The sequence below is a fragment of the Blastococcus capsensis genome (assembly GCF_030165005.1).
In the GTDB taxonomy this organism is placed as follows: Bacteria; Actinomycetota; Actinomycetes; order Mycobacteriales; family Geodermatophilaceae; genus Blastococcus; species Blastococcus capsensis.
Map to the genome: position 1 here is coordinate 478,044 of NZ_JASNNW010000001.1, position 21,552 is coordinate 499,595.

The window sequence follows — 21,552 nt, forward strand, 5'->3', positions numbered from 1 at the left end:
GCCGCCGTGCCGACGGAAGGATCCTGACGATGCGTGACGTGCTCGAGGATCTGGTCGGCTGGTGGCAGGCGGGGGAGACCGTCGGCATGGGCACGGTGGTGGGGACCTGGCGCTCGGCGCCCCGCCCTGCGGGTGCCTCGATGCTGGTCGGTCCGGACGGCACCGCGGTGGGCAGCGTCTCCGGCGGCTGCGTGGAGGGCGCGGTCTACGAGGAGGCCAAGGACGTCGTCGAGACCGGCGAGCCCACGCTGCGGCGCTACGGCGTCAGCGACGACGACGCCCTCGCCGTCGGGCTGACCTGTGGCGGCATCCTCGACGTGTTCGTGGAGTCGGTCTCGCGCGAGTCGTTCCCGGAGCTCGGTGAGGTCGCTGCGTCGGTGGGCCGGCACGAGCCGGTCGCCGTCGTCACCGTGGTGGGCGGGCCCGACGACCGGCTGGGCCGGCGGCTGGTCCTGTGGCCCGACCGTGCGTCGGGGACGCTCGGCTCGCAGCGCCTGGACGACGCCGTCGCCGACGACGCCCGCGGCATGCTCGCCGCCGGCCGCACCGCCCTGCTGCACGTGGGCCACGACGGGGAGCGGCGGGGCGACGACCTGACCGTCTTCGTGAACTCCTTCGCCCCGGCGGCGCGGATGGTCGTGTTCGGTGCGATCGACTTCGCCGCCGCGGTCGCCCGGGTGGGGGCGTTCCTGGGCTACCGGGTGACCGTCTGCGACGCGCGCCCGGTGTTCGCGACCCCGAAGCGGTTCCCCGAGGCGCACGAGGTGGTGGTCGAGTGGCCGCACCGCTACCTGCGGGCCGAGCTCGACGGCGGGCGGATCGACGAGCGCACCGTGCTGTGCGTGCTCACCCACGACCCGAAGTTCGACGTCCCGCTGCTGGAGATCGCGCTGCGGGCGCCGGTCGCCTACGTGGGTGCGATGGGCTCCCGCCGCACGCACGACGAGCGCCTGGACCGGCTGCGCGAGGCGGGGCTCACGGAAGAGGAGTTCGGCCGGCTCTCCTCGCCGATCGGGCTGGACCTGGGGGCGCGCACGCCGGAGGAGACGGCGGTCTCGATCGCGGCGGAGATCGTCCAGGGCCGGTGGGGCGGCACCGGCCGGCGCCTGGCCGCCGTCGACGGCCCCATCCATCGCACGGCCGACCGCTGAGGACCCCTCCTTGGTGATCATCGTCGAACGGCTGTCCCCGTCGGCGTGGCGGGCAGCCACCTGCCGATGATCAACTCGGAGCTGCCGTACGTGTACGACGTCGAGATCGTCGGGCTGCTGGCCTCCCCGGCGCACCGCTACGCCGGCCGCCCCGGGGCGACGGTGCCGGACCAGGCGGCCGATCGGCGGGACCGGCTGGAGATCCGGGCGGGGGTCGGCATCGTGGGCGACCGCTACGCCGGGAGGCCGGCGCACCGCGACGCCCAGGTGACGGTGCTGGCGGTGGAGTCGCTGGAGTCGCTCGCGACGGAGCTGGGGACCGCGCCGTCCGACCCGCTGCTCGCCCGGCGGAACGTGGTGCTGCGCGGGGCCGAGGTGGAGGCGCTGCGCGGGCAGGAGTTCGTCCTCGACTCCGGCGCCGGGCCGGTCCTGCTGCGGGGCGGGCGACCGGCCAATCCATGCGCGTGGATGGACGCGGTGCTCGCGCCGGGCGCCCATCGAGGGCTCCGCGGGCGGGGCGGGGTCCGCTGCGCGGCGCTCTCCGACGGCGTGCTCCGGCTGGGCCCCGCCGTCCTGCGCAGCGCCCTGCCGCTGGACGCCACGGCGGCCGGTGCCGCCCGTCCCCTCGGCAGGCTCCGGCGGTGAACCCGCGCGCCGGAACCGGTGGTGTTCCCGCCCCCCTCGGGGGACGCTGCGATCGGAGCACGGTGTGCCACAGCTGGACGGGCCACGATCCGCATGCCGTACCCGGTGCGCGCTGAGCCACCGGCCGGCCTGCACCATGGTTCCGGGCGGGGCCACGGGGCTCTCGCGGATGACGAGGGGACACATGCGCATTCGGCGTCTCGCCGTGATGGGGACAGCGGGTCTGCTGCTCGCCGGCTGCGGCGGTTCCGAGGAGTCCGGCTCCGAGGCGGCGGCCAGCTCCGCCGGCGAGGAGAGCGGTAGCTCGCTGGCCGAGATGGAGGCGTCCGAGATCGTCGATGCCGCGTTCACCGCCCTGGAGGGGGCCGGGGCCGCGCACGTCGTCGGTTCGATCGAGGAGGCCGGCTCCACCCAGGAGCTCGACCTGCAGCTGCAGGGCGACGACGCCCAGGGCTCGATCGTCATGGACGGCGTGACCGTGGAGCTGATCTACGTCGACGGCAGCGCCTACCTGATGGCGCCGGCAGGCTTCTGGGCGTCGTTCGGGATGCCGGCGGAGTTCACCGGGCAGCTCGAGGCGCAGTGGGTGCTCATGCCGGCCGAGGCGGCGAGCTCCTTCACCGCTCTGACGTTGTCCGGCCTGGTCGACGAGCTGCGGGCCTCCGGTGGCGACCAGATCACCGGCGAGGTCACCACCGACGAGCTCGACGGTGAGCCGGTCGTCGTCGTCACCCAGGAGGACGGCAGCACGCTCACCGTCGCCGACGACGAGGAGAACCCGTACCCGCTGCTGATCGAGGACGAGGGCGAGGCCCCGGCCACCGTCGAGTTCCGCGACTTCGGCACCGAGGCGGCGATCACCGCGCCGGCGAGCCCGGTGGACCTGGACGACCTCGGCGGCTGACCCGGCCGGTGCCGATGCGCGGTCCAGCGGTGCCGACGCCGTCCTGCGCTCGGTCGTGCCGCCGGACGCCGCCCGCGCCGGGGCCCTGACGGCACCGACACGCCGGGCGATACCGGCTGCTGGTCGTTCGGCCAGCCGACCCGCACGATCTCCCCGGCCGGACGTGCGGGTTCCGGGATCCAGCCCTCCGGAGGAACTCCATGCGCATCCCCCAGCTCACCGTGGCCGCGGCCGCGGCACTCCTCCTTACCGCCTGCGGCAGCAGCGGCCCGCTCGACGGCAAGACCGGCCCCGAGGTCGCCGCTGCCGCTGCCGACGCCCTGGAGGAGGCCGGCTCCTTCCACGTCTCGGGCGAGGTGACGTCGGGCGGCGAGGAGGCCGAGGTCGACCTGCACGTGCAGGGGGAGGACCTGATCGGCTCCATCACCACCGAGGGCGTCGAGCTCCAGCTGCTGGGCCTCGACGGCTCGGTGTACCTGCAGGCGCCGCCGGACTTCTGGGCTTCCTTCGGCATGCCGGAGGAGATGGCCGCCGGGTTCGATGGCCAGTGGTTGGTCGTCCCGGGCGAGGCCATGGCCGAGTTCGACGACTTCTCCCTCGACGGGTTCGTGGAGCAGTTCCGCGACCCGGAGAGCCAGGTCCAGGAGGAGGTCACCGAGGACGAGGTCGACGGCCAGGAGGTCGTCGTCGTCGAGCAGGAGGACGGCAGCAAGCTGTTCGTCGCCAACGACGAGCCGTCGTACCCCGTCCGGATCACCAACGAGGGCGACTCCTCCGGCACCGTCACCTTCAGCCGGTTCGGCGAGGAGGAGGACATCTCCGCCCCCTCCGACGCGATCGACCTCATGGAGATGATGGGCGGCGCCTGATCCGCGTCCGTCGGGCGCAGGACGAGCGTCCGGCCGGGGTCGCTCCCGGCCGGACGCACCGCCCGGTGGCCCCGCAGCCGGCCGGGCCGGGCAGGGCAGACTGCGCGCGACACCTGCGACGAGAGGAACCCCGTGCGCGTGGACCCGACGGCCCCCGGCCCGGTGATCGGGCTGCAGCGCGAGCGGGAGGTGCTCACCGTCGCGCTCGAGACGAACCGGCACGTGGTCCTGGAAGGGCCCCCGGGCACCGGCAAGTCCACTCTGCTGCGTGCCGTCGCCGACGAGACCGGGCACGACGTCGTCTTCGTCGAGGGCAACGCGGAGCTGACCCCCGCCCGGCTGGTGGGCTCCTACGACCCGGCCGCGGTCATGGCCGAGGGCTACGTCCCTGGCAGCTTCACCGACGGGCCGCTGCTCACCGCGATGCGCGGCTCCGGGCTGCTCTACCTCGAGGAGCTCAACCGCATCCCCGAGGAGACGCTGAACGTCCTCATCACGGTGCTCACCGAGGGCGAGATCGCCGTTCCCCGCCTCGGCACCGTGCGGGCGACGGCGGGGTTCCGCCTGATCGCCGCGATGAACCCGTTCGACGCGATCGGCACCGCACGGGTCGGGCAGGCGATCGCCGACCGGATGTGCCGGGTGGTGCTCGGCTACCAGGACGAGGCCGCCGAGCAGGAGATCGTCGCGGCGGTGACCGGGGCCGAGCCTCGTCCCGTGACGCTGGCGGTCCGGCTCGTGCGGGCCACCCGCGACCACCGTGACCTGCGCACCGGGTCGTCGGTGCGCGGCGCCATCGACCTCGTGCTCCTGCTCGGCGGACTCGTGCGGCTGCGCGGCATGGCGGGACTGGACGACGACGGCGCACGGGCCGCGGCGCGGGACGCCCTGCACGCCGCTCTGTCGGGGCGGATCCGGGTGACCGAGGGCGTCGAGCGCACCGCGGAGAGCGTCCTGGACGAGATCCTCGACCAGGTGTGGCCGGCCGACGCCGGGCCACCGGCCGACGGACCGCCCGACGCACCTCCGGCGCCCTCCGGGGACGGCCCGGGAAAAGCGGGGGGCCTGCCGCCTGAGGCGGCAGGCCCTGATGCCGGTGCGCAGCGGCGCGAGCGGCCTGGCCGGCGCGGCCCGCGGCAGACCGCCCGCCGGGAGCTGCAGCTGCGGCACGCCTCCTTCGACGAGGTCAGTCCCGAGGTCGGCGAGCTCGACGAGGAGGCGTTCGCCGCGCTGATGGGCGCGGATCCGGACGCGGCGGCGGCCCTGCTGGCCGACCTGGCGCTGGCCACCGACCGGGAGCTGCGCGCGGCCGCTCGTCGCCTGGCGGCGCGGGTGTTCGTGCAGGTCGGCAGGGTGGGCAGCGCACGCGCGCGGGGCACCCGGCGGCTGGCCGCGGCCCGCGGCGGGGACGGCGAGCTGGACCTCGACCGGACGCTGGACCGCTGGACCGGGCCGTGGCCGCCGCTGCCCGAGGACGTGGTGACCCGGCGCTGGACCGGTTCCCGCCGGGCGGTCTGCCTCGTCGTGGACCGGTCGGGGTCGATGGGCGGGCTGGGCGTGGCGATCGCGGCGGTGGCCGCGGCCGGGGTGGTCCTGGCGGCGGGGGAGCGGCTGCAGACCAGCGTGCTCGCCTTCGCCGACCGGGTGGAGGTGCTGCAGCAGCACGGCCGGCACCGGTCACCGGAGGACCTGGTGCTGGCGCTGGTGGGCCTGCGCGGCCACGGCACGACCGACCTGGCGGCGGCGCTCCGGGCGGCCGCGGCCCAGCTGCGGACGGCGGCGCACGCCGACGAGCGGGTCGTCGTCCTGCTGTCGGACTGCCTGGCGACCACCGGCGGCCCCGCGGGCTCGGCGCTGGCCGGCATCGACCGGCTCGACGTGCTGTGCCCGCTGCCCGACGGCGCCGCCGAGGCCGAGGCGCTGGCGGCGTCCCGGTCGCTGGCCGCCCGTGGGGGCGGATCGGTGGCCCCCGTGCGGTCGCTGACCGCTCTGGGCCCGGCGCTCACCAGGCTGCTGGCGTGACGGGGCTTCCCTGAGCTGGATGTCGCCCGCCGAGCGGGGGGCCGGAGGCCTCCCCGAGGTGGGTGGGCAACAGCTCCACGCACCTCGGGGACGGCTCCCGGCTGCGGTGCCGTCCGGAGGACGACGGTGCTGTCAGCGATCCGCGTCGGTGTAGACGATCATCCCGCGGATGTTCTTGCCGTCGCGCATGTCCTGGTAGCCCTGGTTGATCTCCTCCAGGGAGTACCGGGTGGTCACCAGCTCGTCGAGCTTCAGCTGCCCCTCCTGGTAGAGCGAGAGCAGCTCGGGGATGGCGTTGCGCGGGGCCAGACCGCCGAAGATGGCGCCCTGGAGGTCCTTCTGCAGCAGGGTCAGCTCGAAGAGGCTGAGCTTGACGTCGATGTTCAGCGCGTTGCCCATGCCGGTGACGACGGCGCGACCGCCCTTGCCGGTGACGCTGAGCGCGGCGGCGACGTCCTCGCCCTGGATGTCGCCGACGGTGATGATCGTCTTCTCCGCCATGCGGCCCCAGGTGAGCTCGTTGATCGCCGGGGTCGCCTCCTCGATGTCGGCGAAGGTGTGCGTGGCGCCCATGTCCATGGCCCACTCGCGCTTCTGGGCCACCGGCTCGATGACCATGACCCGCTTGGCGCCGGCCGCGGCCGCGCCCTGCACGGCGTTCATGCCGACACCGCCGACGCCCATGACCACGACGTTCTCGCCGGGGCGGACGTCGGCGACCTTCGTGGCCGAGCCCCAGCCGGTGGTGACGCCGCAGCCGACGAGCGCGGCGATGTCCAGCGGGATGTCCGGCTCGATCTTGACCACCGATGCCTGGTGCACGGTCATGTACGGGGAGAACGTGCCGAGCAGGCACATCGGGATGACGTCCTTGCCGCGGGCCTGCACCCGGTAGGTGCCGTCGGAGATCGACGTGCCCGCCAGCAGGTTCGCGCCGAGGTCGCACAGGTTCTGCTGCCCGCGCGAGCACGGCGGGCAGACCCCGCACGCGGGGATGAACGCGGTGACGACGTGGTCGCCCTCCTTGAGCCCGGTCACCCCCGGCCCCACCTTGGTGACGATCCCGGCGCCCTCGTGGCCGCCGATCACCGGGTAGGAGGCGACCGGGGTCCCGCCGGTGACCAGGTGCTCGTCGCTGTGGCACAGCCCCGAGGCGGCGAGCTGCACCTGGACCTCGCCCTCCCGCGGATCACCCAGCTCGATCTCCTCGACCGACCAGTCCTCGCCCACGCCCCACAGGATCGCGCCCTTGGTCTTCACCCGGGATGTTCCTTCCGTCGGCCCGCGTGCCCGCGGGTGCTCGAGCCACACGCCGCTGCGGCGTGTGCACCGCGGCACAGCCTGCGGAGCCAGGGCGGGCACGTCAAGGGAGGGCCGGGCCGGCTGCAACGTGCTGCACGGCGGCGCGGCCGCGTCGTGGAGACTCCGCGCATGTCCGACGAGCCGGTGGTCGTGGTGGGCGCCGGCCCGGTGGGGCTGACCGCGGCGCTGCTGCTCGCCGGGCGGGGGTTGCGGGTCGTCGTGTTCGAGCGGCACCTGGTGCCCTACGGCCTGCCGCGGGCGGTGCACCTGGACGACGAGGTCTTCCGGGTGCTGCAGGCCGCCGGTGTCGCCGAAGGGCTGGCGGAAATGTGCCGCCCGATGGCGGGTCTCCGGCTCCTCGACGGTGCTCACCGGGTACTGGCCGAGTTCCGGCGGGCGCCCGGCGCCGGCACGAACGGCTGGCCGCAGGGCTCGTTCGTGCACCAGCCCGACCTGGAGGACGTGCTCGCCGGCGCGGTGGCGGCCACGCCGGGCATCGCGCTGCACCGGGGCGTCGAGGTGACCGGGCTGGAGCAGGACCGGGACGGGGTGGCCGTCGCGGCCGTCGACCGGGGCTCCGGTGCGGACCGGTCCGTCCGCGCGGCCGCCGTGCTCGGTTGCGACGGCGCCAACAGCACCGTCCGGGAGCTGATCGGGGCCCGCATGCGCGTGCTCGGCCCGGCGGACCGCTGGCTGGTCGTGGACGCCCGGTCACCGGAGCCGCTGCCGGTCTGGCCGGGGGTGCACCAGGTCTGCGATCCCCGCCGTGCGGCGACGTTCATGCCGGTGACCGGCGACCGGTACCGCTGGGAGTTCCGGCTGGCGCCGGGGGAGCCGGCCGACCCGGAGCGGCTGGTGTCGCTGCTGGCGCCGGTCGCGCGCGCGGCCGACGTCGAGGTCGTGCGGACCGTGGAGTACACGTTCCGGGCGGAGGTGGCCGACCGGTGGCGGGACGGGCGGGTGCTGTTGGCCGGGGACGCGGCGCACCTCACACCGCCGTTCGTCGGTCAGGGGCTGGGGCTCGGACTGCGCGACGTGCACCAGCTGGTCTGGAAGCTGGCCGCCGTCCTCCGCGGGGAGGTGCCCGACGAGCTGCTGGACACCTACCAGGCCGAGCGGGAGCCGCACGCGCGGGCGCTGATCCGGGTGGCGCTGCTACTGGGCGCGCTCATGACCGGCGGTGGGCGCAGTGGTGCCGTCGCCCGCCGGGCCGTGCTGGCCGCGGTCCGCCGGGTACCGGCGGTGGCCCGGCTGGCCACCGGCAGCCGCACGCCGGCCCTGCGCCGCGGGCCGCTGGTGGACCGCCGCGGCCGGGCCGGGCGGCGGCTGGCCGGCACGCTGGTGCCGCAGCCGGAGGTGCTGGTCGACGGCCGGTGGTGCCGGCTGGACGAGGTGCTGGGCGAGGGGGAGGCGGAGCTGACCGCGGACCTGGTGGTGCGCCGCGCGGACGGCACGGCGGTCCGGGTCGAGGACGCGGGCGGCACGCTGCGCCGCTGGCTGGGCCCGGCCACGGCCGTGCGGATCCGCCCCGACCGCATCGTCCGGTCCGCCCGGGTGCGGGCGGCCGATCCCCGCCGCGGCCCGATCCGGTGCACCCGGACGGGTGCACCGGGGACGGAACGGGCCTCTCCGGCTGGCCCGGAGACGAGTCAGTGGTGATCCTCGGGCCCTGCCCGCGGGGTCAGGCCTCGCGGCGCCGCCGGGCGGGGGAGGTGGCGAGGAGCGCGTTCTCCACGGCGGTGTCCCCGAGGGCCCGCTCGAAACCCGGGGGGACGACGAGGTCGTCGCGGCACAGGTCGGCGACGTCCGGGCGGCCGAGGCCCACCATGGCCGAGCCCAGCCCGTCGCGGAGCAGGTCCAGCACGTTCTCCACGCCGGCCTGGCCGTTGGCCGCGAGGCCCCACAGGTAGGCCCGGCCGATCAGCACGGCCTTGGCGCCCAGGGCGAGGGCCTTGGCGACGTCGCCGCCCCGGCGGACGCCGCCGTCCAGCAGCACCTCGATCTGGTCGCCCACCGCGTCGGCGACCGCCGGCAGGGCGCGGATCGAGGCGGGCGTGCCGTCGAGGTTGTTCCCGCCGTGGTTGGACACCGAGATCGCGGTGGCGCCCGCGTCGACGGCGCGCTTGGCGTCGTCGACCCGCATGACGCCCTTGAGCAGGAACGGTCCGTCCCACTGCGCGCGCAGCCAGGCGACGTCCTCCCAGGTGGGCATGGGCGACTGCATCCACATGCCGTAGGCGCCGAAGAACGTGGGCGCCGGGTCGCCCGGTGCGGCCACCATGTTGGGCACGGTGAGGTCGGGGATCTGACCGGTCCGCGCGAAGTCCAGCAGCCAGCGGGGCTTGACCAGCACCTGCGGCGCGTACTTCCGGGCGGCCTGGAAGTCGATCTTCTCCGGGATGAACGGGCTGCCCCAGTCGCGGCCGTAGGCGAACGACCAGTCGAGCGTGGCGATCAGGCCGACGGCGCCGGCCCGCTTCGCCCGCTCCATGCGGCCGAGCATCTCCTCGCGGGTGCCGACCCAGTACATCTGGAAGAACGTCTGCGGGTTGGCCGCGACGACCTCCTCGACGGGCTTGCTGGCGAACGACGACAGCCCCATCGCCACGCCGCGGGCGGCGGCCGCGCGGGCGACGGCGACCTCGCCGTCGGGGTGGACCGCCTGCACTCCGGTCGGGCTGATCAGGATCGGCATGGACATCGGCTGGCCCATGACGGTCACGGCCATGTTCCGCTCGTTGGCCAGGCCGGCGGTGTGCGGGGAGAAGCCGACCTCCGCGAAGGCGGCGAGGTTGTCCTCCAGGGTCAGGCCCCGCTCGGAGCCGGCGACCAGCGCCCCGTAGACGCCCTTGGGCAGCCGCTTCTTGGCCCGGCGCTGGGCCTCGGCGACGGACTCGAACCACGCGTTGGCCATGCGGACCTCCTCGATGGCCCGGGCGTTCCCGGGCGCTGGACCGGTCCCGACGACCGGTGGCACTCAGTGCCAGGCTAGCGGTCCGGATGGAGACCTCCGCCACAAGAGCGTCGCGCGAGCACCCGGACGGGTCAGCGCCGCAGGCTGGGAAACCCCCCGGACAGCTCGGCGAACGCCAGGTGCAGGTGCTCGGTGAGCGGTGTGCCCTCCTCGCCCAGCCAGGTCTCGAACGCGGTCGTGGCAGCGGCGCGCGTGCCGGCGGCGACGAGCCGGGGCAGCAGGCCGGTGGGGGAGCCGCCGGTCCGGGCCGCGACGTGCTCGGCGACCACCCGGTCGATCTCGGCGAAGCGCACCTGGCTGTGTGCCAGGAGCGCCGGCTCGGTGAGGATCAGCCGCATGCGCTCGCGCAGGAGCGGCAGCTCGCCGTCGGGGTAGTCGTTGACGTCCACGTAGGCGGCGCACACCGAGGTCAGCACCGGCTGGGCGGGGTCGGCGGCGGAGAGCAGCTCCTCGAGCCGGGCGACGTGCGTGGTGAAGTCGCCCCAGACGGCATCGGCCTTGGTGGGGAAGTAGCGGAAGAACGTCCGCCGGCTGATGCCCGCGGAGTCGGCGACCTCGTCGCTGGTGACGTTCACGAACCCGCGGGTCCGGAACAGGTCGAGCGCCGCCCGCTCCACCCGGGCCCGTCCGGGCGGACCGGCGGCCGGCGCCGTCCTCGTCTCGGTCACGGGCGCATTCTGCCCGGCGGCCCGTGCCTTCCGACTCGCCCGGACCCGGTGTTGCTCCTGACACCCGGTGTCACTAACGTCCGGCTGGTCCATGTGACCGCGTTCACGGAGGCCTTCATGCCCGAGCCCACCCAGACCGACAGCGCCGTCCTCCCGGTCGCCCCCGAGGCGCCCGCCACCGACGAGGCACTCGTCGAGGAGTCGCTCGTCGAGGAGGTCTCGATCGACGGCATGTGCGGGGTGTACTGATCGACGCCGTGCCGTCGACGAACGGAGCCGGTCCGGCCGTCCAGGCGGCACCCGCGTTCGACGCCGAGCTCCGCTGGCGGCGGGCCCGTTCCGTCGCGCTGCGCCCGGAGCCGTTCGGCGCGCTCGTCTACCACTTCGGCAACCGGAAGCTGTCCTTCCTCAAGTCGAAGACGCTGGTCGCCGTCGTCGAGGCGCTGGGCGAGCACCCCAGCGCGGAGGCGACGCTGACCGCCTGCGGCGTCCCCGACGCCCAGCGCGGTGCCTACGTGAAGGCGCTGGCCGACCTCGCCCGCTCGCAGATGATCGAAAGGCGGGACACCCCGTGACAGCAGTCCTGCCCGAGCGACCCGCCCGTCCCACCGGCGGCCGGCTGATCGACCAGTTCGAGTACGGCCTGGACGCCCCGATCTGCCTCACCTGGGAGCTCACCTACGCCTGCAACCTGGCGTGCGTGCACTGCCTGTCCTCCTCGGGACGGCGCGACCCGCGGGAGCTCTCCACCGCCGAGGCGGAGGCGGTGATCGACGAGCTGCAGCGGATGCAGGTCTTCTACGTCAACGTCGGCGGCGGCGAGCCCACCGTCCGGCCGGACTTCTGGCACCTGCTCGACTACGCCATCGGCCACGACGTCGGCGTCAAGTTCTCCACCAACGGCGTGAAGCTGGACAAGAGGCGGGCGGCGCAGCTGGCGGCCACCGACTACGTCGACGTGCAGATCTCCCTGGACGGCGCCACCGCGGAGGTCAACGACCGGGTCCGTGGCGCCGGCTCGTTCGCCACCGCTACCCGCGCGCTGGAGAACCTGGCCGAGGCCGGGATGGAGGACTTCAAGGTCTCCGTCGTCGTCACCCGGGAGAACGCCGGCCAGCTGGACCAGTTCAAGGCGCTCACCGACTCCTTCGGCGCCCAGCTGCGCATCACCCGGCTGCGCCCGTCCGGCCGCGGGGCCGACGTCTGGGACCAGCTGCACCCGACGCAGGCCCAGCAGCGCGAGCTCTACACCTGGCTGCTCGCCAACGGGGACGACGTCCTCACCGGCGACTCCTTCTTCCACCTCTCGGCGTTCGGCGAGGCGCTGCCGGGGCTGAACCTGTGCGGCGCCGGGCGGGTGGTCTGCCTGATCGACCCGGTGGGCGACGTCTACGCCTGCCCGTTCGCCATCCACGAGAACTTCCTGGCCGGCAACGTGCGCGACGAGGGCGGTTTCCAGCGGGTGTGGCAGTCCTCGGAGCTGTTCGCCGACCTGCGCAGCCCGCAGACCGGCGGCGCCTGCACGAAGTGCGCGCACTTCGACGCCTGCCGGGGCGGGTGCATGGCGGCGAAGTTCTTCACCGGCCTGCCGCTGGACGGTCCGGACCCCGAGTGCGTGCAGGGCTACGGGGAGACGGCGCTCGCCGCCCGCGACCTCGAGCTGATCGCCCCGCGCAGCCACGTCGACCACTCGCACACCGGCCCGGTGCGCGGGCAGCCCACGCTGCTGGGCATGCCGGCACTGCCGCCTGCGAAGGCCTGCGACGAGTCCCCGCTGGCCGGCCTCGACCTGCGCTGAGCCGGCCGCCTACAGGTCGACCTTGGCGTTGTCGCCGGCGTCGATCCGCTCGCCGGTCGCCTTGGCCTTGACGAAGCTGAACGCGGTGGCCAGGCGGCCGCCGGGGCTGTCCCAGTACTCCGCTGAGTCGCCCTCCACCTTGATCAGCACGACGTCGGGGTCCTCGGCGCCGTTCGGGAACCACGCCTCGACGCCGCCGTTCCACAGCTCCTTCTTCTTCGCCAGGTCGTCGACCACGCGGGCCTGACCGGTCAGCGACACCCAGGTACCGCCCGAGCCGATGCCCACGTTGACCTGCGGGGTCGCCGTCACGTGCGTCACGGGGTGCGAGCCGCGCTCGGCGAAGAACCACAGGTCGCCGTCGAACTCGACCTCCTGCAGCGTCATCGGCCGGCTGGTCAGCTTCCCACCGGGGGCGATGGTGGTGAGGAAGCCGAAGCGTTCCCCCTCGATCAGCTCGGCGACCTTGCGGGTGTCCTCTGCGCTCATGGCCGTCCGGTGCCCGTCGCGGACGTTCCCGACACACCTCACCGCGCGTCGAGGTACCGCCAGGCGCCGTCCTCCCGGACGAACCGGCTGGCCTCGTGCTGGTCGCCGGACGTCCCGCCCGCCTGCCAGTGCGCCCGGAACTCCACCGTGCCCTCGCGGTCGAGCAAGCCGCCCCCGGCGGTGCGGAGCACGTCGAGTGCCGTCCAGCGCACCGCCGGATCGAGCTCCACGGACGGTGGCCGGGTGGTGGAGTGCCAGGTGGCCAGCAGGTAGCCGGCGTCGCCGGCGGCGAAGGCGCTGTAGCGCGACCGCATGAGCTGCTCGGCGGTCGCCGCCGGGGACGATCCGTCGTGCCGGGGTCGGCAGCACTCGTCGTAGGGGAGGCCGGTTCCGCAGGGGCAGCGACGCGGGGGAGTCGCAGGGGTCATGCCGCCGAGTCTGCCCGTGGCCCCCTGCAGGGTCCCGCCGCGAGCCTGCGAGTGGTGGGGGGCAGGCGGTCCTCTTACTACGCTGCGGCGATGCCCTCCCTGGCCGGCGCCGCGTGGCCGGAGCTGCCCGACCGGCCGTTGCTCGTCGTCCCCCTGGGCGCGGTCGAGCAGCACGGTCCGCACCTGCCGCTCGGCACCGACACCGTGATCGCCACGGCTTCCGCCGAGGCGGCGGTGGAGCTGGTGGACGACGCCGTGCTGGCTCCCGCGCTGGCGTACGGGGCCAGCGGTGAGCACGAGGACTTCCCCGGCACCGTGTCGCTCGGCACGGAGGCGCTGGCCGGCCTGCTCGTGGAGTACGGGCGCTCGGCCTGCCGCTGGGCGGGGCGGTTGCTGATCGTCAACGGCCACGGCGGCAACCTCGAGGCGCTCCGTGGGGCGGTGCCGCGGCTGCGGTCGGAGGGGCGTGATGTGGCCTGGTTCCCCTGCGGGTTCTCCGGCGCCGACGCGCACGCCGGGCGCACGGAGACGTCGCTGATGTTGCACGTGGAACCGCGTGCGGTCCGCCGCGACCGGGCCGTGCCCGGCGAGACCGCGCCGATCGGGGAGCTGCTGCCGCGGCTGCGGGCCGACGGGGTGCGGGCGGTCAGCCCGAACGGGGTGCTCGGCGATCCGGCCGGCGCGAGCGCCGACGAGGGAGCCGGCCTGCTGGGGGCGCTGACCGCCCGGCTGGCCGCCGCCGTCCGCACCTGGGACGTCGACGGGGCCGGGCGGCTGCGCGGCTGATCAGCCGAGCGCGTCGGCGAACTGCGGCACGGTCCGGTCGATGGCGTACAGCAGTCCGGGTGCCGAGGCGCTGGAGAAGGCGTTCAGCACCGTGAGGTCGTCGAGGACGACGGCGCGACCCTCCTGCACCGACGGGAGCGCCTGCCACAGCGGGTTGCCGGTGAACTCGGCGGCCTCCACGAAGATCGGGAAGACCACGGTCAGCTCGGCGTCGAGGAGGTCCAGCTGCTCCTCGCTCACCGGGATGAAGAAGTTCTCGGTGGCGAGGTCCTCGATGGCCTGCTTGTTCTCGAAGCCGAGCTGCTCCATGAACTGGACCCGTGAGTCCCCGCTGACGTAGGCGCCGAAGCCCTCGGAGGTGTAGGCGCCGACGGCGACCTCGGTGCCGTCGAACTCCGGGTGCTCGGCCGCGGCGTCGGCGAAGGCCTGCTCGACCTCGGCGGCCAGTTCGTCGGCCTCGTCGGTCTTGCCGAGCGCCTGGCCGACCATCTCCAGCTGCTGCTGCCAGGTCGTCTGGTACGGCCCGACGCCCTCGGGCTGGCCGATGGTCGGGGCGATCGCGCTGAGCAGCTCGTAGCGCTCCTCGGTGCCGGCCGAGCGGGTGTCGAGGATGAGGTCGGGCTCCAACGCGGCGATCGCCTCGTAGCTGGGCTCGAGGGTTTCGATGAGCTCCGGCGCCTCGTCGTACCCCTGCTCGACCCAGTCGCCGAGGCCGTCGTCGCCGCCGACGCCGAGCCAGTCGCTGGCGCCGACCGGCTCGACGCCGAGTGCGAGGGCGGTCTCGGCGTCGGACCAGCCGAGCGCCACGACCCGGGTCGGCTCCTCCTCGACGGTGACGTCGCCGAAGGCGGTCTCCACCGTCACCGGGAACGCCGAGGACCACGAGTTCCCGGTCGTCTCGCCACTGGAGTCGGCGGGTTCGTCGGCCGAGGCGCAGCCGGTGACGGCGAGGGCGGCGGCCGCGACGGTGGCGGCGCCGCGGAGGGCAGGACGGAACAGCATGGGAACTCCTCGGTAGATCAGGTAAGGCTCACCTAATCACAGAGGCGCACGGCGCGGGTCTGCCGGGCGTCGCCGCTAGGGTCTGCCGGGACCGGGGCCACCGGTCCGACCGCTACGGGAGCACGGGAGCGAGCCGATGGGCGCTGGCGCCGCAGAGCAGGAGGGCTGGCTGGTCGTCGTCGACCTGCAGCAGATCTTCGGCGACGAGGACTCGCCCTGGACGGCGCCGCGGTTCGAGGAGGTCCGCCCGCGGATCCGCCGGCTGGTCGAGGCGTTCGGCGACCGGGTGGTGTGGACCCGCTTCCTGGCGCCCGCCGAGCCCGTCGGTGCGTGGAAGGAGTACTACGAGCAGTACGACTTCGCGCTGCAGCCCCCGGACGCGCGGTGCTACCAGCTGGTCGAGGACCCGCGCGAGCATCCTGTCGTGGACGCCACCACCTTCGGCAAGTGGGGTCCGCAGCTCGCCGGCCTCGTCGGCGAGGGACCGATCACCGTGGCCGGGGTGGCCACCGACTGCTGCGTCATCTCCACCGTGCTGCCGGCCGCGGACGCCGGCGTGCACGTGCGCGTGGTCACCGACGCCTGCGCGGGCGCCGGCGACGAGGAGCACGAGAGGGCGCTCCAGGTGATGGGCGGGTACGCCCCGCTGGTGACGTTTGCGACCACCGACGAGGTCCTGGCGGGCAGGTGATCCCGGCGGCGCCGGCCGGCCGGCTGCCCGACGGGTTCGCCGTCCGGCTGGACCCGCGCGTCCGTCGCCGCGACGCCGGCGCGACCCTGCTCGGGGGCTCACCGCTGCGGCTGCTGCGGCTTGCGCCGCGCGCGGCCGGCCTGTTGCGCGGGGAGCGGCTCGTGGCCCGCGACGCGACGAGCGCTGCGCTGGCCGGCCGGCTGCTGGACGCGGGGCTCGCGCACCCTGATCTGCCGCCGGACCCGCGCACGGGCGACGTCACCGTCGTCGTCCCGGTCAAGGACCGCCCGGACGGGCTGGCCCGGCTGCTGGCGGCGCTGCGGGCCGATCCGGGAACGGCCGCGTTGCCGGTCGTCGTGGTCGACGACGGCTCGGCCGAGCCGGTGACCGCCCCCGACGGCGTCCGGGTGCTGCGGCACGCGACCGCGCGCGGGCCCGCCGCCGCGCGCAACGCCGGTCTCGCCGCGGCCGGCACCGGACTCGTCGCCTTCCTCGACTCCGACTGCGTGCCGCTCCCCGGCTGGCTCGCCCGGCTGCGCCCGCACCTGGCCGATCCCCGCCTCGCCGCCGTCGGCCCGCGGATCGTGCCGCTGGCCGGCGCCGCCCGCGGCTGGACCAGCCCGTACGAGGACGTCGCAGGCGCCCTGGACATGGGCACCGCCCCGGCGGCGGTCCGTCCCCTGTCCCGGCTGTCCTACCTGCCCAGCGCGGCGCTGCTGGTGCGTCGCTCCGCCCTGGGGGCGGGGTTCGACGAGGACATGCGGGTGGCGGAGGACGTCGACCTCGTCTGGCGGCTCGCCGGCGCGGGTTGGCGGGTGCGGTACGAGCCGGCCGCCGCGGTGGCGCACGAGCACCCGGCGCGCACGGCCCGGTGGCTGGGCCGGCGCGCGTTCTACGGCACCGGGGCCGCGCTGCTGGCCACCCGGCACGGGGCTGCGGTCTCCCCGCTGGTCATCGCACCGGAGGCCGCCGCGGCGTGGGCGCTGCTCCTGGCGGGCGGCCGCCGGGGGCGGTGGGCCGCGTGCGGCGTCGTCGTGGTCATCACCGGCCGCCTGGCGCGCCGGCTGGCCAGGCCGGGGGAGCGGACCCCGGTCGGCCTCGCCGCGGCGCTGGCGGTGCGCGGGATGGCGGCGGCGGGCCGGGGGCTGGCCCGGTCGGCGACCCGGCACCACTGGCCGGTGGCGGTCGCGGCGGCGGTCGTCTCCCGGCGGGCCCGTTCCCGGCTGCTCGCCGTGGCCCTGGCCGACGGGCTGCTGGCCTGGTGGCCGCACCGGGCAGTGGTCGGACCGGTCCGTTCCGTCCTCGCGCGGCGGCTGGACGACCTGGCGTACGGGGTCGGGTTGTGGGCCGGTGCGCTGCGCGCCCGCGACCTGCGGGCACTCCTGCCGGTCCGCCCACCGCGCTGAGGCGCCGTCGTCCGGAATGCCCGGGGCGGCTGCGCGCTTGTCGCCTCCGTACTGCGGTCCCCACCGGTTCCGCTCCTTCCCCAGCTCGACGAGGACCAGCACATGACCGCCCTCCACGACCGCGCCGACGCGCCCGCGGTCGCTCCGGCCGCTGCCGTCGCGCGTCCCGGGGCCGCACGGATCGCGCTGACGCTGGGCGCCTTCGTCGCCCTCGGCCCGCTGACGATCGACATGTACCTGCCGGCGCTGCCCCGCATCGCCGACGACCTGCTGACCACCTCGGCCACGGTGCAGCTCACGCTGACCGGCACCCTGATCGGGCTCGCGCTCGGCCAGCTGGTCATCGGCCCGCTGTCCGACGCGTTCGGCCGCCGGCGGCCGCTGCTGGCCGGCACCGCGCTGCACGTGCTGGCGTCCCTGCTCGTGCTGGTCGCGCCGAACATCGCCGTCCTCGGCTCGCTGCGCCTGCTGCAGGGGGTGGGCGCCGCCGCGGGGTCGGTGATCGCCCTCGCGGTCGTGCGCGACCTGTACGTCGGCCGGGCCGCGGCCACGATGCTCTCCCGGTTGTTCCTCGTGCTCGGCGCCGCGCCGGTGCTCGCGCCGACGATCGGTGGGGAGATCCTGCGGTTCACCGACTGGCGCGGCGTCTTCGTCCTGCTCGCCGCGTACGGCTCGGCAATGGTGGCCGTCGGGTGGCAGACGCTGCCGGAGACCCTTCCGCCGGAGCGGCGGGGGAGCAGCGGCGTGCGCGGCACGCTGCGCACCTACGGCCGGCTCCTGCACGACCGCACCTACGTGGGGCTGGTCCTGGTGGCGGGGCTGACGATGGCCGGCCTGTTCAGCTACGTGTCGGGCTCCTCCTTCGTCTACCAGGGCCAGTTCGGGCTCGACGAGCAGCAGTTCGGGTTGCTGTTCGGTGCCGGCGCCTTCTGGCTGATCGCGGCCACCCAGCTCAACCCGCTGCTGCTCCGCCGCTGGTCACCCCAGCAGCTGCTCGTGGCGGGCACGGTGATCGGCGCGCTGGCCGGCGCCGCGCTCGTGGCGCTGGCGGGCACCGGCACCGGCGGCCTGGTCGCCGTCACCGGCGCGCTGTGGGCGGTGCTGTTCGCCTGCGGACTGGCCCTTCCCAACGCTCCCGCGCTGGCGCTCTCGCGGCACGGCGACGCCGCCGGCAGCGCCGCGGCGCTGCTGGGCGCCATCCAGTTCGGCGTCGGCGCCCTGGTCTCGCCGGTCGTCGGGCTGCTCGGCAACGACGCCGTCGCGATCGGCCTGGTGGTCGTCACCGCGCTGGCCCTGGCGATCGTCGTGCTGGTCACCGTCGTCCGGCCGTGGCAGCTGCCGGCCGCCGACGAGGTGCCGGCCGGCTGATCTCTGGTGGAAAGCCGCGCCACCGGCCACGATGGCGGGGACATGAGCTCCCTTCCGCGGACCGGCCGGTGACCACCGCCGTCAACCCCTGGCTGGCGCTGCCGGACGGCGCGCCCACCGCCGCGCGCACCCGACGGCTGCGCGCGGCGCACGAGCGCCTGGTCACCACCAGCGACCTGCCCGCCGACGGCGCCGTCCGCAGCGTGGTCGTGGAGTCCTGGCGCCGCTCCCTGGGCAGCGGGGTGGACCCCGAGGGCGGGCTGCCGCCGGTGGAGCTGCTCGACGCAGATCTGCTCGCCTACCGCGCGGCGCACCCGCTGGCCCCGGTGCTGCCGGTGATCCGCCGGCTGCTGGTCCAGGACGCCGAGGCGGGCCGGATGATCGTCGCCGTCACCGACGCCGGGGGGCGGATGCTGTGGGTGGAGGGTGACCGGCAGCTGCGCGCCCGCGCCGAGGGGATGAACTTCGTCGAGGGCGCCCGGTGGTCGGAGGACGTGGCGGGCACGAACGCGCCCGGCACCGCGCTGGCCGTCGACTCCGCGGTGCAGGTCTACGGCAGCGAGCACTTCCGCCGCCAGGTGCAGCCCTGGAGCTGCTCGGCCGCGCCGGTGCACGACCCGGTCACCGGCGCGCTGCTCGGTGCGATCGACGTCACCGGGGGCGACTCCGTGGCCGGCCCGCACGTCCTCACGCTGGTGCGGGCCACGGTCGCCGCCGTCGAGGCCGAGCTGCGCTGGCTGCACCGGGAGCGGCCGGCCGGCGCGTCGCCGGCCCGCGCTCTCGCGCGGCTGGACGTGCTGGGGCACGACCGGGCCCGGCTCTCCCTGCCCGGCGGCCCGCTGGAGCTCTCGGTGCGCCACTCGGAGCTGCTGTTCCTGCTCGCCGAGGCCGGCGCCACCGGGCGGGGCCGCACCGCGGCGGAGCTGGCCGCGGAGTGCCACGCCGGCGCGGCTGCGACGGTCACGGTGCGCGCGGAGCTCTCCCGGTTGCGCCGGCTGGTCGGGGCCGACCTGCTCGGTTCCCGCCCGTACCGGCTGGTCGGCCGGCTGGGCACCGACGCCGAACTCGTCCGCCGGCTGGTCGCGCGCGGTGAGGTCGGACCGGCGCTGGAGCGCTACCGCGGGCCGGTCCTGCCCGGCTCGTTCGCGCCCGGGGTGGTGCTGGCACGCGACCGGCTCGCCGCGCAGCTGCGCCGCGCCGTGCTCTCCGGCCGCCGTCCCGAGCACCTGCTGCGCTACGCGCAGCTGCCGGGTGCGCAGGGGGACGCCGGGGTGTGGCACGCGCTGCTGGAGACGCTGCCGGTGGGCTCGACGCGCCGGGCGGCGGCCGCCGCGCACCTGCAGCGGCTGCGCGGAGGCGCCGGCCACCTCAGGTGACCGGCTCCGCCGACCCCGCCGGTCGGTTGCCGCTCGCTGAACCGTCGATATGCGCATGGATGCGGTTGTCGCGGCCCGTATCACCGCGCTCATGCGTATCTCGGTGCATGCAACGCTGCCTGCCCGCGCTGATCGGACGGGTGACGCACCGTCGGCGGGAATGCCCGTCCGCCACGGGCTCTTGGCAGTCCCGTGAGTGCGCTGCCCCCCACGACCGACGTCCCGCCCCTCAGCCCGGCCCGGGTCGTGGTGGCCATCGTGGCCCTGGCGCTCGGCGGGTTCGCGATCGGCACCACCGAGTTCGTGACCATGGGGGTGCTGCCGGACATCGCCGAGGGCGTGGGAGTCGACATCCCCTCGGCCGGCCACGTCATCTCCGCCTATGCCCTCGGGGTCGTGGTCGGCGCCCCGGTGATCGCGGCGATGGGCGCCCGCCTGCCCCGGCGTGCGCTGCTGGTCGGCCTGATGGGGGCCTTCCTGGTCGGCAACGTGCTCACCGCGCTGGCGCCCGGGTACCCGACGCTGCTGGGTGCCCGGTTCCTCGCCGGTCTGCCGCACGGCGCCTACTTCGGCGTGGCCTCGCTGGTCGCCGCTTCGCTGGTCGCGCCTCGGCTCCGTGGTCGCGCGGTCAGCTCGGTGATGCTCGGGCTGGCCGTTGCGCTGGTCGCCGGTGTCCCCGCCGCGACGTGGCTGGGGCAGGCGGCCGGCTGGCGCTCGGCGTACTGGCTGGTCGTCGTCCTGGCCGCGGCCACCGTGGCGGCCGTGCTGGTCGTCGTCCCGTCGTCGCCGGGGCGGCCCGACGCCACGGTCCGCGGCGAGCTGGGTGCGCTACGCCGGCCGCAGGTGCTGCTCACCCTGGCGGTCGGCGTCGTCGGCTTCGGCGGCATGTTCGCGCTGTACAGCTACATCGCCCCGGTCGTCACGGATGTCGCGGAGCTCTCCCGGGGCGCCCTGCCCGTGGTCCTGCTGGTCTACGGGATCGGCGGGGTCATCGGAACGGCGCTGGCCGGGCGGCTGGGCGACTGGTCGCTGTTCCGCTCGTTGATCGGCGCGCTGGTTGCGCTGATGGCGCTGCTCGCCGCAGTCGCCGTGGTGGCGTCCTGGGTGCCCGGCCTGGTGGTCGGGGTCTTCCTGGTCTCGGTCAGCGGCTCGACCCTGGCGATCCTGCTGCAGCTGCGGTTGATGGAGACCGCGGGGGAGGCCCAGATGCTCGGGGCCGCGCTCAACCACTCGGCCCTCAACCTGGCGAATGCCCTCGGCGCCTGGGTCGGCGGGCTGGTCATCGCCGCGGGCCTCGGCTACCGGGCGCCCAGTGCCGTCGGCGCCGGGCTGGCGGCCGCCGGACTGATCCCGCTCGCGATCTCCGCCGTCCTGCGGCGCAGGGAGCTCCGCGCCGAGGTCACGGGTGTCGTTGCCACCGACGGACTCGTCCGGGTGTGATCACTGCGTGCTGATCGTGGTTCCCGCCGCCGCATGACCACGCTGAGCGCGCACTGGCCGCGCGGACGTGGCGCGGCTCCGCAGCATCTCGCTGCAACGGGATTGCAACGTCGCCAGGCGCGCCTGTACCGCGAGATCCGACGCTGAGCAGCCGGTTCATCGAGGTTAGCGTGGCCTAAGTCACTCCTTTCGGGTCAGACTCCGCACCGGGTCCACGGTCGGCCGTGGGCGCA

The 21,552-nt window shown here is 75.2% G+C and carries 21 protein-coding genes; 15 read left to right on the forward strand and 6 right to left on the reverse strand.

All coding sequences use genetic code 11. The features are described from left to right. Positions 1-29 precede the first annotated feature (29 nt). The 5 genes from QOZ86_RS02210 to QOZ86_RS02230 all read left to right on the forward strand — a co-directional run bounded on the left by QOZ86_RS02210 (position 30) and on the right by QOZ86_RS02230 (position 5,591). Positions 30-1,151, forward strand: coding sequence for an XdhC family protein (locus QOZ86_RS02210; RefSeq protein WP_284490307.1), 1,122 nt, complete (start codon positions 30-32; stop codon positions 1,149-1,151). Positions 1,152-1,217: 66 nt separating this feature from the next. Beyond that, positions 1,218-1,796 carry an MOSC domain-containing protein gene (locus QOZ86_RS02215; protein ID WP_284490308.1) on the forward strand — a complete coding sequence of 193 codons (579 nt, stop codon included), beginning with the start codon at positions 1,218-1,220 and terminating at the stop codon, positions 1,794-1,796. A gap of 184 nt (positions 1,797-1,980) precedes the next feature. Further along, entirely contained in the window at positions 1,981-2,700 is a 720-nt protein-coding gene (locus QOZ86_RS02220) for a hypothetical protein (protein ID WP_284490309.1), read from the forward strand. 200 nt (positions 2,701-2,900) lie between these two features. Continuing rightward, positions 2,901-3,569, forward strand: a complete 669-nt coding sequence (locus QOZ86_RS02225; RefSeq protein WP_284490310.1) for a lipoprotein — start codon at positions 2,901-2,903, stop codon at positions 3,567-3,569. Positions 3,570-3,707: 138 nt separating this feature from the next. Further along, positions 3,708-5,591: an AAA family ATPase gene (locus QOZ86_RS02230; protein ID WP_284490311.1), complete on the forward strand. Its 1,884-nt coding sequence runs from the start codon at positions 3,708-3,710 to the stop codon at positions 5,589-5,591. Positions 5,592-5,723: 132 nt separating this feature from the next. Here QOZ86_RS02230 and QOZ86_RS02235 read toward each other — a convergent pair whose 3' ends face one another. After that, entirely contained in the window at positions 5,724-6,851 is a 1,128-nt protein-coding gene (locus tag QOZ86_RS02235) for an NDMA-dependent alcohol dehydrogenase (RefSeq protein WP_284490312.1), read from the reverse strand. 171 nt (positions 6,852-7,022) lie between these two features. Here QOZ86_RS02235 and QOZ86_RS02240 point away from each other — a divergent pair, with 171 nt between their 5' ends. Further along, positions 7,023-8,552, forward strand: coding sequence for a bifunctional 3-(3-hydroxy-phenyl)propionate/3-hydroxycinnamic acid hydroxylase (locus QOZ86_RS02240; protein WP_284490313.1), 1,530 nt, complete (start codon positions 7,023-7,025; stop codon positions 8,550-8,552). A 22-nt stretch (positions 8,553-8,574) separates the two neighbouring features. Here the strand turns inward: QOZ86_RS02240 and mftD are convergent, their stop codons facing one another. Both mftD and QOZ86_RS02250 read right to left on the reverse strand, forming a co-directional pair. Beyond that, a complete protein-coding gene (gene mftD, locus QOZ86_RS02245; RefSeq protein WP_284490314.1) occupies positions 8,575-9,807 on the reverse strand; it encodes a pre-mycofactocin synthase MftD in 1,233 nt (410 codons plus the stop codon). A gap of 131 nt (positions 9,808-9,938) precedes the next feature. Continuing rightward, entirely contained in the window at positions 9,939-10,535 is a 597-nt protein-coding gene (locus QOZ86_RS02250; protein ID WP_284490315.1) for an acyl-CoA-like ligand-binding transcription factor, read from the reverse strand. Between the two features lie 117 nt (positions 10,536-10,652). On the opposite strand from QOZ86_RS02250, the gene mftA reads away from it, so the two are divergent. Genes mftA through mftC form a run of 3 tightly spaced genes read left to right on the forward strand, consistent with a single transcriptional unit; the run spans position 10,653 to position 12,333 of the window. Further along, entirely contained in the window at positions 10,653-10,784 is a 132-nt protein-coding gene (gene mftA, locus QOZ86_RS02255) for a mycofactocin precursor MftA (RefSeq protein WP_284490316.1), read from the forward strand. An 8-nt stretch (positions 10,785-10,792) separates the two neighbouring features. Then, positions 10,793-11,110 carry a mycofactocin biosynthesis chaperone MftB gene (mftB, locus tag QOZ86_RS02260; protein ID WP_284490317.1) on the forward strand — a complete coding sequence of 106 codons (318 nt, stop codon included), beginning with the start codon at positions 10,793-10,795 and terminating at the stop codon, positions 11,108-11,110. Continuing rightward, positions 11,107-12,333, forward strand: coding sequence for a mycofactocin radical SAM maturase (gene mftC, locus QOZ86_RS02265; RefSeq protein WP_284490318.1), 1,227 nt, complete (start codon positions 11,107-11,109; stop codon positions 12,331-12,333). Before mftB ends, mftC begins: the two co-directional genes overlap by 4 nt. A gap of 9 nt (positions 12,334-12,342) precedes the next feature. Here the strand turns inward: mftC and QOZ86_RS02270 are convergent, their stop codons facing one another. Both QOZ86_RS02270 and QOZ86_RS02275 read right to left on the reverse strand, forming a co-directional pair. Further along, a complete protein-coding gene (locus tag QOZ86_RS02270; RefSeq protein WP_284490319.1) occupies positions 12,343-12,822 on the reverse strand; it encodes a pyridoxamine 5'-phosphate oxidase family protein in 480 nt (159 codons plus the stop codon). Positions 12,823-12,860: 38 nt separating this feature from the next. Beyond that, complete coding sequence (locus tag QOZ86_RS02275) at positions 12,861-13,250, reverse strand: YchJ family protein (RefSeq protein WP_284490320.1); 390 nt, start codon at positions 13,248-13,250, stop codon at positions 12,861-12,863. Between the two features lie 90 nt (positions 13,251-13,340). Between QOZ86_RS02275 and mftE the strand changes: the two genes are divergently transcribed. After that, complete coding sequence (gene mftE, locus QOZ86_RS02280; protein ID WP_284490321.1) at positions 13,341-14,036, forward strand: mycofactocin biosynthesis peptidyl-dipeptidase MftE; 696 nt, start codon at positions 13,341-13,343, stop codon at positions 14,034-14,036. Here mftE and QOZ86_RS02285 read toward each other — a convergent pair whose 3' ends face one another. Next, positions 14,037-15,038 (reverse strand): iron-siderophore ABC transporter substrate-binding protein, encoded by a 1,002-nt coding sequence (locus QOZ86_RS02285; protein ID WP_284490322.1) that lies wholly within the window; start codon positions 15,036-15,038, stop codon positions 14,037-14,039. Between the two features lie 136 nt (positions 15,039-15,174). Here QOZ86_RS02285 and QOZ86_RS02290 point away from each other — a divergent pair, with 136 nt between their 5' ends. The 5 genes from QOZ86_RS02290 (at position 15,175) to QOZ86_RS02310 (ending at position 21,319) form a co-directional block, all read left to right on the forward strand. Next, the gene (locus QOZ86_RS02290) at positions 15,175-15,729 is read left to right on the forward strand and encodes a cysteine hydrolase family protein (protein WP_284490323.1); all 555 of its coding nucleotides are present in this window, start codon (positions 15,175-15,177) and stop codon (positions 15,727-15,729) included. Further along, positions 15,726-17,135: a mycofactocin biosynthesis glycosyltransferase MftF gene (gene mftF, locus QOZ86_RS02295; protein ID WP_284490324.1), complete on the forward strand. Its 1,410-nt coding sequence runs from the start codon at positions 15,726-15,728 to the stop codon at positions 17,133-17,135. The genes QOZ86_RS02290 and mftF overlap by 4 nt, the downstream gene beginning before the upstream one ends. A 102-nt stretch (positions 17,136-17,237) precedes the next feature. Beyond that, complete coding sequence (locus QOZ86_RS02300) at positions 17,238-18,503, forward strand: multidrug effflux MFS transporter (RefSeq protein ID WP_284490325.1); 1,266 nt, start codon at positions 17,238-17,240, stop codon at positions 18,501-18,503. A 68-nt stretch (positions 18,504-18,571) separates the two neighbouring features. After that, positions 18,572-19,879, forward strand: coding sequence for a sigma-54-dependent transcriptional regulator family protein (locus QOZ86_RS02305; protein WP_284490326.1), 1,308 nt, complete (start codon positions 18,572-18,574; stop codon positions 19,877-19,879). A gap of 192 nt (positions 19,880-20,071) precedes the next feature. Beyond that, positions 20,072-21,319, forward strand: coding sequence for an MFS transporter (locus QOZ86_RS02310; protein WP_284490327.1), 1,248 nt, complete (start codon positions 20,072-20,074; stop codon positions 21,317-21,319). Positions 21,320-21,552 lie beyond the last annotated feature (233 nt).